This window comes from Pseudovibrio sp. Alg231-02 (assembly GCF_900143565.1).
In the GTDB taxonomy this organism is placed as follows: domain Bacteria; phylum Pseudomonadota; class Alphaproteobacteria; order Rhizobiales; family Stappiaceae; genus Pseudovibrio.
Window position 1 is genome coordinate 278,118 of the sequence record NZ_FREX01000004.1, and the last position, 11,934, is coordinate 290,051.

General features: G+C 50.9%; 10 protein-coding genes. 6 read left to right on the forward strand and 4 right to left on the reverse strand.

Going from position 1 to position 11,934, the window contains the following annotated elements:
• The first annotated feature begins 16 nt into the window (after positions 1 to 16).
• Together DHN43_RS13645 and dld are read left to right on the forward strand one after the other, a co-directional pair.
• Positions 17 to 2,083 (forward strand): TRAP transporter large permease subunit, encoded by a 2,067-nt coding sequence (locus tag DHN43_RS13645; protein WP_063306685.1) that lies wholly within the window; start codon positions 17 to 19, stop codon positions 2,081 to 2,083.
• Between the two features lie 9 nt (positions 2,084 to 2,092).
• Positions 2,093 to 3,778: a D-lactate dehydrogenase gene (dld, locus tag DHN43_RS13650; protein WP_108818948.1), complete on the forward strand. Its 1,686-nt coding sequence runs from the start codon at positions 2,093 to 2,095 to the stop codon at positions 3,776 to 3,778.
• Positions 3,779 to 3,805: 27 nt separating this feature from the next.
• Here the strand turns inward: dld and DHN43_RS13655 are convergent, their stop codons facing one another.
• The gene (locus tag DHN43_RS13655; RefSeq protein ID WP_108818949.1) at positions 3,806 to 4,804 is read right to left on the reverse strand and encodes a LacI family DNA-binding transcriptional regulator; all 999 of its coding nucleotides are present in this window, start codon (positions 4,802 to 4,804) and stop codon (positions 3,806 to 3,808) included.
• 110 nt (positions 4,805 to 4,914) lie between these two features.
• Between DHN43_RS13655 and DHN43_RS13660 the strand changes: the two genes are divergently transcribed.
• The 4 genes from DHN43_RS13660 to DHN43_RS13675 all read left to right on the forward strand — a co-directional run bounded on the left by DHN43_RS13660 (position 4,915) and on the right by DHN43_RS13675 (position 8,448).
• On the forward strand, positions 4,915 to 5,445 hold the full coding sequence (locus tag DHN43_RS13660) for a gluconokinase (RefSeq protein ID WP_057462462.1): 531 nt from the start codon (positions 4,915 to 4,917) through the stop codon (positions 5,443 to 5,445).
• Positions 5,446 to 5,486: 41 nt separating this feature from the next.
• On the forward strand, positions 5,487 to 6,506 hold the full coding sequence (locus DHN43_RS13665) for a TRAP transporter substrate-binding protein (RefSeq protein ID WP_063287756.1): 1,020 nt from the start codon (positions 5,487 to 5,489) through the stop codon (positions 6,504 to 6,506).
• 77 nt (positions 6,507 to 6,583) lie between these two features.
• Positions 6,584 to 7,123 (forward strand): TRAP transporter small permease subunit, encoded by a 540-nt coding sequence (locus tag DHN43_RS13670; RefSeq protein ID WP_063287755.1) that lies wholly within the window; start codon positions 6,584 to 6,586, stop codon positions 7,121 to 7,123.
• Entirely contained in the window at positions 7,120 to 8,448 is a 1,329-nt protein-coding gene (locus tag DHN43_RS13675) for a TRAP transporter large permease (protein WP_057462465.1), read from the forward strand. The genes DHN43_RS13670 and DHN43_RS13675 overlap by 4 nt, the downstream gene beginning before the upstream one ends.
• Positions 8,449 to 8,567: 119 nt before the next feature.
• On the opposite strand, the gene DHN43_RS13680 is transcribed toward DHN43_RS13675, so the two are convergent.
• From DHN43_RS13680 to cueR, 3 genes are all read right to left on the reverse strand, one after another.
• Positions 8,568 to 10,700 carry a protein kinase domain-containing protein gene (locus tag DHN43_RS13680; RefSeq protein ID WP_159096853.1) on the reverse strand — a complete coding sequence of 711 codons (2,133 nt, stop codon included), beginning with the start codon at positions 10,698 to 10,700 and terminating at the stop codon, positions 8,568 to 8,570.
• A 172-nt stretch (positions 10,701 to 10,872) separates the two neighbouring features.
• Positions 10,873 to 11,421: a thioredoxin family protein gene (locus DHN43_RS13685; RefSeq protein WP_108818951.1), complete on the reverse strand. Its 549-nt coding sequence runs from the start codon at positions 11,419 to 11,421 to the stop codon at positions 10,873 to 10,875.
• Positions 11,422 to 11,529: 108 nt separating this feature from the next.
• A complete protein-coding gene (cueR, locus tag DHN43_RS13690; protein ID WP_108818952.1) occupies positions 11,530 to 11,931 on the reverse strand; it encodes a Cu(I)-responsive transcriptional regulator in 402 nt (133 codons plus the stop codon).
• Positions 11,932 to 11,934: the final 3 nt, after the last annotated feature.

Below are 11,934 nucleotides of genomic sequence, written 5' to 3' on the forward strand. Positions count from 1 at the left end.
TGCAAGAGTGAATGCTATGATAAAAAATCCTCAGGACACTTCAGATCCAATTGAGCTCTTTGAAGAAATTCTCGAGCACGAAGACACTGACAAACAACCCATAGCCGTTGCACTGGATCACTTTGTAAAAGGCGTTGGCCACATTGTAATGTGGGCCAACCTGCTGCTGATCCTTGCAATCGTCACTCAGGTAACAATGCGTTATCTGTTTAACTACAACTTCCCTAAGCTTGATGAACTTCAGTGGCACATCTACGGTCTGGTGACCATGGTGGGCATTTCCTACGCGCTGGTCACAGATAGCCACGTAAGGGTGGATCTGCTGCACATGCAGCTGAGCCCTCGGACACAACGTTTCATCGAAATCATCGGCATTTCTGCGCTTTTGGTTCCTTTCATCTACCTCATGGTGGATCAGGGCTACGACTATTTCTACGACAGTTTCCGCGTGAGCGAACGCTCCTCCAGCCCAACTGGCCTGCCTGCACGTTGGGCACTCAAAGCGGTGATCCCGCTAAGCTTTGTTCTGCTGGGAGTTGCAGCACTCGCCCGCCTCATCCACGACGTTCACGCAATCTGGGTCGACAGTGAGAGCGAGCGGAAAGGGAAGGGCATCCGCCTGATCCTCCTCGCATTCCTTGGCTTTGCTATTGTTGCGTATGGCTTGTCTTTCCTCGTTGAGACCACCGAAGAGAAACTCGTCATCGCGATGTTCCTGAGCTTTATTGCGCTGCTCTTCTCCGGTTACCCAGTTGCCTGGGTTCTGGCAGGTGTCGGCATCGCCTATTGCGGTTTGGCTTATCTGTTCGACAACGACCATATGGCCTGGACTGGCCTTGAGAGCACTTTCACCGGTCTCGACTATCTGACACTGGGCGCTACCGTGAACCGTGTTTACGCGACCATGTCCAACGCTGTTCTTGTCGCTCTGCCTATGTTCATCTTCATGGGCTTGATGCTGGACGAAAGTGGTGTGGCTGAGCGGTTGATGACCTCAATGCAGAAGCTGTTCGGCACAGTGCGCGGTGGTCTTGCCATCACAGTAACGCTCATCGGTATCATCCTTGCAGCTTCCACCGGCATCATTGGTGCCTCTGTTGTGCTGCTCGGTGTGCTGTCTCTGCCATCCATGATGCAGCAGAAATACTCCAAGTCCCTTGCGGCTGGCGTGGTGTCTGCCTCTGGTACATTGGGCATCCTCATTCCACCTTCCATCATGCTGGTGATCATGGCAGACCAGATGGCTCTGTCTGTTGGTGACCTGTTCATGGCAGCCGTCTTCCCGGGCATCATCATTGGGATGTTGTATCTGGTATATATCTTCGTCGTTGCTCTGGTTAAACGCGATGCAGCACCAGTGCCGGAAGGCGCGAAGGCACCAGACTGGCACGCGATCAAGGATGTTTTGATCGCGGCACTGCCAACCCTGTTACTGATCCTCGCCGTACTAGGCTCTATCTTCGCAGGTCTGACCACGCCAACGGAAGCTTCCGGCATCGGTGCACTCGGCGCAACTCTACTGGCACTCGGCTATCGCAAGCTTACATTCCGCAAGCTGGTCAACGTGCTGAAGTCCACCTTCAACACCACCGCTTACATCTTTGCCATCTTCCTCGGCGCAACCATCTTCTCCTACGTCCTGCGTGAGATGGGCGGTGATGCGCTGATCGAAGAAATGGTGGCTTCCACCGGCTTTGGTGCAAACGGAACAGTCCTGTTCATCCTATTCATCGTGTTCCTGCTTGGCTTCGTACTGGACTGGATTGAGATTACCCTGATTGTTTTGCCTCTGATGCGTCCGATCATCAATGGCCTTGGTCTCGACATTGGTGGCTACGGTGTGATTGATGAGCCTGCGCTGATCTGGTTCGTGATCCTTGTGGCAGTGACCCTGCAAACCTCGTTCCTGACACCGCCCGTTGGTTTCGCCTTGTTCTATCTGAAAGGTGTGTGTCCGCCAGAGATCAAGTTGACAGACATCTACCGCGGTATCATTCCGTTCGTGCTGCTGCAGTTGCTGGGCCTAATGCTGGTGTACTTCCTGCCTCCATTGGCCACATGGCTGCCATCCGTCGCCTATTAGGATGCCGAGATGAACAACGCAGACCTGATCAAGCAGTTTGAGAGTATCGTGGGCACTCGCTACGTTCTCAGCGACCCAAAAAAGACAGAGCGGTTCCGTAAAGGGTTCCGCTCTGGAGAAGGAGAGGCGATTGCAGTCGTACGTCCCGGCACACTGTTGGAGCAATGGAAGATACTGGAAGCCTGTGTTGCCGCAGACAAGATCGTCATCATGCAAGCCGCGAACACAGGACTGACGGAAGGCTCTACGCCCAAGGGGACGTATGAGCGCGATGTGGTGCTCATCAACACCAACCGAATGACACAGATCCAGGCCCTGGATGACGGCAAGCAAATCATCAGCTTTCCAGGCTCTACTTTGTTTGACCTGGAGAAAATGCTGGCTCCACTGGGTCGCCAGCCACACTCGGTCATCGGCTCGTCCTGCATTGGCGCTTCTATCATTGGCGGTGTCTGCAACAACTCTGGCGGATCGCTCATTGAGCGCGGGCCGTCCTACACCGAGCTTTCTTTATTCGCTCAACTCAACGCGGATGGCGAACTGGTTCTCGTCAACCATCTCGGTATTGAACTTGGCAACTCAGCTGAGGAAATCCTAAGCAATCTGGAAAGTGGCAATTACGTTCCAGCGGATGTGAAGGGCACCAACCAGAAAGCATCAGACAGCGAATACCACAGCCGTGTTCGCGATGTGGATGCTGCCACACCAGCGCGTTTTAATGCGGATAAACGCCGTCTTTATGAGGCCAGCGGCTGCGCAGGTAAACTTGGCGTGTTTGCTGTTCGTCTGGATACGTTCCCCAAAGCAGGTGCTGAAAAGACTTTCTACATCGGCACCAATGATCCGGCAGAACTGACTGAACTGCGCCGCCATATCCTGTCACACTTTGAGAGCCTTCCGGTTTCAGCAGAATACATGCACCGCGAGGCCTATGACATCTCAGAGAAGTACGGTAAAGACACCGTGGTGATGATCAACCACCTTGGCACAGATCGCCTACCGACATTCTTTGCCCTAAAGGGTGCCGTTGATGCTTATCTAAACAAAATCAGCTTCCTGCCAAAAAACCTGACAGATCGCTTTATGCAAGTGCTTGCGAAGGTCTGGCCGGATGTTCTGCCAAAACGCATGTCTCAGTATCGCAGAGATTATGAGCATCATCTCATCCTAAAGATGAGCGATGAAGGCATCGATGAAGCGGGAACTTTCCTGAAGGACTTCTTTGCTTCACGCTCAGGTGACTTTTTCGCCTGTGATGCGAAGGAGGGCAAGATGGCTGCACTTCACCGCTTTGCTGCGGCAGGTGCTGCAATCCGTTACAAAGCAGTGCACGAAGATGCTGCGGAAGACATCCTCGCGCTGGACATCGCATTGCGCCGGGATGATCGAAGCTGGTTTGAGCAATTGCCCGCACATATCGAAGACAAGCTGATCCACCGGCTCTATTACGGCCACTTCATGTGCCATGTGCTGCATCAGGATTACATTGTCAAAAAGGGCGTGGATGTAGCTGCCCTCAAGCAAGAGATGCTTGAGATTTTAGATACACGCGGCGCGGAATATCCGGCGGAACACAATGTCGGACACATCTATAAAGCGAAACCGGATCTGGTCGAGTTCTATAAGTCCATAGACCCGACAAACAGCTTCAATCCGGGTCTTGGTAAAACATCCCGCTGCAAACACTACCACTGATTTAAAAGCCAGAGTAACCACTCTGGCTTACGTTCTTTTCGTGCTCTCGCGTGCGGAGATTGTGTAGCTCAAATCAACAATCGGAGTCGAAGGCGCACCTTCCTCGCCAATCACCATCACGCCAGCAAGACGACCGATCTCTCGCAGCGGAGTGGTAACTGAGGTGATGCTTGGGACGGTCTCTGATGAGATGCCCAGATCATTAAAACCGCAAATGCCAAGCTCTTCAGGAACCTTGATGCCACGTCGCTGACATTCAAACAGCACACCCACAGACAAGTCATCGTTGTTGCAAAAAACTGCATCGCACTCGGGAAACTGCGAGGTGAGCTTATCTAGCAGGGTTGCACCCAACCGCACGTTGGAAGGCTCGTTCGTCACCGCAATGCACTGCTCACGTAACTCGCCATTGTCTTTGATTGCTTTTTTGAAGCCAGCCAGACGTTTCAGAGAACGCGGGTCCATTTGCGCACCAATGAAGCCGATGTTTTTGTAACCCGAATCGATCAGATGTTGCGTCGCCGTTTCTGCGGCCTGATCATGTGAGAAACCAACAATCATATCGATGGGCTTCGGGCTGATGTCCATAATCTGCACAACAGGAACGCCTGCATTCTCAAGCATTTGCCTGGTTTCGTCAGTTTGCTCAAGACCAGAAATGATCACGCCGGAGGGAGTAGGGTTCAGGAATGACCGCAGGATGCGTTCTTCTTCCTGCGAGTCGTAATTGGTGTAACCGATCTGCATATTGAAGCGCGATCCGTGCAACGCATCGCTGATTCCGCCAAGCACATCAGTGAACACGTTGTTGGAGATGGAAGGGACCATAACCACGATGGAGCTGGACTTATTTGACGCAAGAGTAGAAGCAGACTGGTTTGGCACATAGCCAAGTTTTTTCACAGCAATTTCAACTTTCGCACGCAATGCCTCAGACACCTTTTCCGGTGAGCGAAGTGCGCGGGAAACTGTGATTGCGCTAACGCCAGCTTCTCGTCCAACATCTACAAGCGTTGGTTTTGGCATCAAAAAATTCTCCCTATTCCTGAGCGCCTTTGTAGATATTTCAGATACCTCTTGCAAAATGATTGCGCAATCATTTATGATCAAATTCTCTTAGGAGGAAAATTAGGGCCGTGGAAGACTATAAAAAATCAGTATTTGTCGTCATGGGTGTTTGTGGCGTCGGCAAAACTTCAGTGGCACGCGCTTTGGCTACGTGTTTACCGGCGACCTATGTCGAGGCCGATGATTTTCATCCTGAAGGCAATATTGAAGCAATGGGTCGGGGACATCCGTTAACGGATGACATGCGCCGACCTTGGCTGAATGATCTTTCGCAAGCGATCGTTGACTTAAACAAACAAGAAGCAACACCTGCAGTTGTTGTTGCGTGTTCCGCCCTTAAGCGGTCTTACCGTGACATCATCCGCACTTATTTGCCTCATGCCTGTTTTATCTTCCTTTCAGGATCAAAAGATATCATTCGCGAAAGAATGCTCAATCGGCAGGATCATTTCATGCCACTTGAGCTGCTGGACAGCCAGTTAGAAATTTTGCAGCCTCCGTCTTTGGACGAGCTGCACATCAACGTCGACGTGAGTGGCGCTAAAACTGACATCATCAATCAAATTTTGCGTCAGATCATGCCGGAAACTGTGGCCTAAGGCCGCCAATATCGAATACTCTTCAGGGAGGTACTGTGAGTATGAAGTTTTTGAAATTTGCAGCTGCAGCAGTCATTGCAGCATCCACTGCCACAACGGCACTTGCAGCAGATTATTCTCTGCGTTTCCAGTCTTCTGACCCAGCTGGTAACCCAAACTTTGAGCTTCAGCAGGCTTGGGCAGCACGTGTTGGCGTTCTTACCAACGACCGCGTTAATGTTGAAATGCTGCCAGTTGGCACAATCGTTCAGCACACAGAAACTCAGGACGCTGTTGCAGCAGGCATCATTGACGGTCACATCACCGACACCTCTTACTTCACCGGTAAAGATGCAGCTTTCGGTCTGATCGCAAACCCGGTTGGTGCATACGGTTCTCCATCCGAAATGCTCAACTTCATGGAGTACGGCGGCGGCAAGCAGCTGATGAACGAACTGCTGAACCCATATGGTCTTCAGTTCATCGGTGCGACCACTCCTGGTCTTGAAGCATTCATCTCCAAGGTTCCTCTGGACGGCGTTGATGACCTGAAGGGTCTGAAAATGCGCGCACCAGAAGGGCTGGTACAGAACGTATTCGCTGCTGCAGGCGCAGCACCTGTGAACCTGCCAGGTTCTGAAGTGTTCACCGCGCTGGATAAAGGCGTGATCGACGCAGCAGACTACACAGTGTTCTCAACCAACCACCAGCAGGGTATGCATGCTGTAGCAGGTCATCCGGTGTACCCGGGCTTCCACTCCATGCCATTGGTTGAAGTTTCCATGAACAAAGAAACATGGGACAGCATGCCAGCCGACATTCAGGCTATCATGGAAATGTCTGTTCGTGACTTCGCACGTGACATGACTGCTCAGCTGTCCATGCGTGATGCTGTTGCAGTAGCAGAAGCTATTGCAGATCCAAACATCACCGTTCACAACTGGTCTGCAGAAGAACGCGCTAAGTTCCGTGCAATTGCACGTTCTCAGTGGGAGAAAGTTGCTGAGAAGTCTGATAACGCAAAACGCGTTTACGCGGTACTGTCCGCTTACCTGAAAGAGCAAGGTCTGCTTGCTCAGTAAGCTGATTTAAATCGCGTGAAACATACCGGACCGTCAAGTTCCCCGACGGTTCGGTACCTAGCGGGGAGGCAGGGTGAATGTCAGATCACGAAGAAAAAGACGCTGGCCAAAGAGCCATACCTGAAGCGGGGCTGTTCGGGCGCATAATAGCAAAACTCAGCGCACTCTTTTCACTTGCAATCGTATCGTCTGCGGCAATTCTGATTTTTGAAGTCGCAATGCGGTATCTGTTTAATTCACCAACCATTTGGGCCCACGAAACCGTCATCTTCCTGACGGCGACAACATTCCTTTTTGGTGGTCTTTACTGCGCATCGACGAACAAACACATCCGTGTGGTTCTGATTTACGATGCACTCTCTCCCGAGCTTCGGCGTGTCTTTAACGTTGCTATCTCCATTGCCTGTGCGCTCGCCAGCGCCTTGTTTTCCTGGGCAGGCTGGCTCGTTGTAAAACGCGCAATCTGGACACCCGCCGGTGATTTCCGTCTGGAGACCTCCGGCTCTGCATGGAACCCGCCAACACCAGGTCTGCTAAAGCTGTTCCTGCTTGGTATCCTTATTCTCATGTGCCTGCAATTTGCAATTCTGGCCGTCAACTACGCTAAGAAAAAATGACCGATTTACTCGTCCTGATCCCGGATTTCAAAGCTCTGGGCATCGAGCTGGCTACGGTTCTGATGTTCGGCTCATTGCTTCTGCTGCTGCTGACGGGCATGCCTCTTGCTTTCGTCACACTGCTTGTTGCTCTCATTTTCGCACTCGGCTGGTTCGGCCCGGGCGCCGTGCCGCTGATCGTCAGCCGCATCTTCAGCTTCGTGAACTCCTTCGTTTTCGTCTCCGTTCCCATGTTCGTGCTCATGGCTGCGATCCTGGATCGATCGGGCATAGCCAAGGATCTGTTTGATGCCATGCGCCTCGTTGGCGGGCGTCTGCGCGGTGGTATCGCCATCCAGACGCTTCTCGTGGCTGTTGTTCTGGCGGCCATGTCCGGCATCATCGGTGGTGAAGTTGTTCTACTCGGCGTCATCGCCCTGCCGCAGATGCTGCGTCTTGGCTACGACCGCAAACTTGCCATTGGCGTTTGCTGTGCAGGTGGTGCACTGGGTACAATGATCCCGCCATCCATCGTGCTGATCATCTATGGTCTGACAGCGAGTGTCTCTATCGGCGATCTGTTCACGGCAGCGTTCTTCCCAGGCCTGATGCTTGCAGGCATGTACGCCGCCTATATTCTGATCCGCGCCTATTCCAACCCTGAAGTCGCGCCAATTCCGGAAGCCGGCGAGATCCCAATCGCTGAAAAAATGCGCCTCCTGAAAGGCTTGTTTCTTCCGATCCTCGTTGTGGTGTTCGTTCTCGGCTCCATTTATGGCGGCATCGCGAGTGTGACTGAAGCTTCTGCTATTGGTGTGCTCGGTGTAACCATCTCAACCATCATCCGCCGTGAATTTTCAGTGAAGCTCATCATGGGAGCGGCCAAGCAAACACTTTCAACCGTCGGCATGATCGTCTGGATTGGAGTAGGGGCCTCTGCACTGGTCGGCGTGTTCAACTTGATGGGTGGTATCCGCTTTGTTCAGGCGCTGATCACAGGTATCTCCGATGATCCAACCGTCGTGATCCTGTTCATGATGCTCATCCTGTTCGTGCTTGGCATGTTCCTGGATTGGGTTGGCATCGCACTGCTTACCATGCCGATCTTCGTGCCAATCGTCTCACAGCTTGGTTACGATCCAATCTGGTTCGGCGTGGTCTTTGCCATGAACATGCAGGTCAGCTTCCTGTCACCGCCATTCGGACCCGCGGCCTTCTACCTGAAGAGTGTGGCGCCACCCGATATAAGTCTGGGCGAGATTTTCAGAGCATTACTGCCATTCATCATGATCCAGATCGTAGCAGTCGCCCTGCTGATCATCTTCCCCGGCATCGCAGTCAGCTAACAAAAACAATAACCAAGCTGAAGAAAGAGCCTGCGACCACCGCAGGCTCTTTTGTTGTTTAAGCCTATGCGCTTTTGGCAGTGACCCACTGCTACACAATCTTTATCTGCAGTATTATGCTAGATCACCCACTCTCGTTCTAAACGAAGCAACGTATCGACAGTGCCCAATTTCTGAGTATAGTCTTCTCTCAAAGCGCCCAAGCGATCTGTCGGGTAGGGACCCGGGCCAAGCAAAGAGAGCACAGATTTCAAGTCCTCAGACAAACGTTCCAGCTCAGGCTGCAGATGTTCAACTTTCTCCCAAGCCTTCTGGGCATTTTCTGAATTAACTTTGGCATGCAATTCAGCTTCATGACCCCAGCTGCTTACAACTCGCGGGTGCGTCGCCTCAAAAGTTTGCAAGGCATCTTCTGCCACAGGTAACCAAGAGATATCCTGCTCGCTATGAGCTTGCTGATAAGCTTCTATTTTTCCCTGGCTTTCTTTCAGTTGAGAAATAGCATCTCGCACTTCAATCTGTTTACCAGTCAAATAATAAAGGCTCACCAACACATCGTCTGGCGGCATTGTAGACTGCTTGCCAGCAGGAATAGTTAAGTCTAAAACGGCGGAAAGGCGGGTCTCCAGCAGCTCCAACTCATGCAAATTCTTTAGCTTGGGCTCAGTCATCAACTGAGGATCAAACTGCTTAAACTCAGAAACTTCATGCGATAGAATCCTTGAAACCTCATAGGCTTCAGACTTTCGCGCACTTGTATTGTGATGAGCAGAGAACTGAGAGAGTGTGTGATAAGTCTTAGAAACCAGTTCACGTAGCCTCCCAAGGACAGAACTGTCAGCGTTGCCCTGTTTTTCAGCTCTAATGACCGTTTTACATTGCTTACCCAGCTCGATAATCGCAAATGCAGCATCACCTTGCGATTCATTTTTTGCACGCTGCACCAAGACGTTACGCACATCACCAAAAGAGTTTCGAATGTCTTTTTCGGTCACTTGCCGCTCAGAGCGCGCACCTCGGTCATCATATTTTGGATTTGAAACCACATCTTTCAGTACAGACCGGGCTTCACTTTCCTCAATCAGACTATCCTGGATGAAAGAAAGAGAACCTGCTTCAGCGGCATCAGGTCGCTGATTAACAGAGTTTTGCAGTCCGTCCATAAAGCGGGAATAATCTGTTTCAACCGCCGCGAGCCCCGGGATCTTAACTGCGTTTCCTTCATCATCCCTGCTAATTTTCGTTGAATGCCATAATCCAGCATTTGGCATGTGGTTTTGATCACGAAGCCCTTGTTCAACGCCAGAAAGAAGGGTCGCACCAACTGAGAACACATCGCTCTTTTCAGAAGTTTGAGGATGTCTCGGGTGTACCTCAGGGGCTTTATAGTCCTCGGTAAACCCTTTAGCGGTCTCTCCAGCTTTGGAGTGTAAACCAAGGTCAATTATTACAGGCTCACCAGTTTCTGCGCTCACTACATAATTGTCTGGTTTGATGTCATTGTGAACTAAACCAGCCTTACTGATATGACCGGTAACATCCAACAGTTTCTGCCCGATATATTGAACACTGCCCCAATATTGCGCGCTGGAGATATCCCCCGCCTTCCACGCTAGATTCAATTTGCGCATGGTGACACTGCCACGATCACCAACAACTTCATCCATCACCAAGGCTTCTTTGACCAAACTACCGTAGGGTACCGAGGCCATCCCATAAACTTTCCCTAGGTTTGGGTGCTCACCTGCATTTTCATAGATTGTCTTATAAGCACTCAGTTCAGCCTTCAGGTGCCCGGCGGCGACAGTTCTTTCAATTTTGCCGACAAGATTGTGACCATCTGCTGTCGTATAAGTTGAGATATGGCTCTCACCCTCTGCAAACTTCTCAGTAATATTTGGCTTTAATGTCGATAGATCTGGCGCATCTCCCACTACAGGCTCCCCAACCCAGTCATATGATTTAGGGAGAGTTTCTGGGACTGCTTTTAATGCAGCAGTGCCATTCAGTAAGGGCGATTTCAGCGTCTCTTGCGGCAGCTCCTTTCGAAGCTGCTCAAGTTGCTGCTCCCGGTTTCCCTTGAAACTCAGAAACTGCTCTTGCGTTTCAACACCAAGGGAGGAGCCTTTATCAGATGTATAGAGCTTAACCGACTCATTTTGCGCGGCTGCTTCAGCCTCAACAGGTGTATGAAGGATCGGAGAAATCGGCTGAGATACAATACTAGGGCTGGGCAATGGCCTGTCTTTCAAAAAATGGACACACCACTTGCATAAATCAGAGAGACAACCTCTGCTGTATCAATCGATACATGCAACCCACACTAACGAACACTTCAATAATAGCCACACATCTTAAAACGCAGATGTTCCAGGCAGTTCAATGCAACCAAACACCCAATTTCGCAGAACCAACCTTATGGAACTAATTTGACCACTTGATCGAACATCCCATGCTTGGGATCTGTTCTTCAGGTCCTCGACCTGTTTCAGCAATTAACTGCATAGCGTCCAAAAGCTCTGTTTTGCGTCCGGTCGGGTCGTTAAATCCTGCATCATCTAAGCGGCCACGGTATTGTAGCTCACCTTTACTGTTGAGACCAAAGAAGTCTGGCGTGCAAACTGCACCATATTTCTTTCCTACTGTTTGGTTTTCATCAACCAGATAAGGAAATTCAAAGCCATACAGTTGCGAAAAGTATTTCATCTTGCGCGGAGCATCTGCGGGAACCGAGTGATAGTCATTGGACATCACTGCTAAAACCCCAAAGCCTTCAGAGATGAGCAAGCTGGTATCTGCCGCCAAACGATCTCCAATCGCCTGCACATAAGGACAATGGTTGCAAATAAACGCAATCAGGAGCCCCTTTTCACCAATACACTCCGACATGGTGAAACTATTTCCATCAGGGTCCTTAAGCGCAAAATCCGGTGCTTTCCAACCAAAGTCACAAACAGGAGTATTCAGAAGCACAATGCCACCCTTTAACTAATTGATCTGCCTAGAGGTTGTCATAAGAAAGGTTGAGCTGTCCATAAAAACTGGATCAAAATGTCCAGGCCTATGGTCACGATTTCCTGATCACCCCTGCTCCCTCTTCCCGTTACTCAAATTATCAAGGATTGGGCAGTCGGGGCGGTGGTCGCCGGCGCAGGCGGTTATGAGGTGGGTGAGTGTGTCGCGCATGGCGATGAGGTCGGCAATTTTGGCTTCGATCTCTTTGACGTGTTGTTGCGCAATCTTTTTAACGTCAGAACTGCCGCGCTCTTTGTCTTCATAGAGTGCCAGCAAGGCCCGGCACTCTTCGATGTTGAACCCGAGGGAACGGGCGCGGCCGATGAATGTCAGCTTGTGCAGCTCCGTTTCCTCAAAGATCCGGTAGCCGTTTTCATTCCGTTTGGGATGAAGGAACCCAATATCCTCATAATAACGGATGGTCTTGGTCGGGATGCCGGAGCGTTCTGCTACTTCACCAATATTCATCGT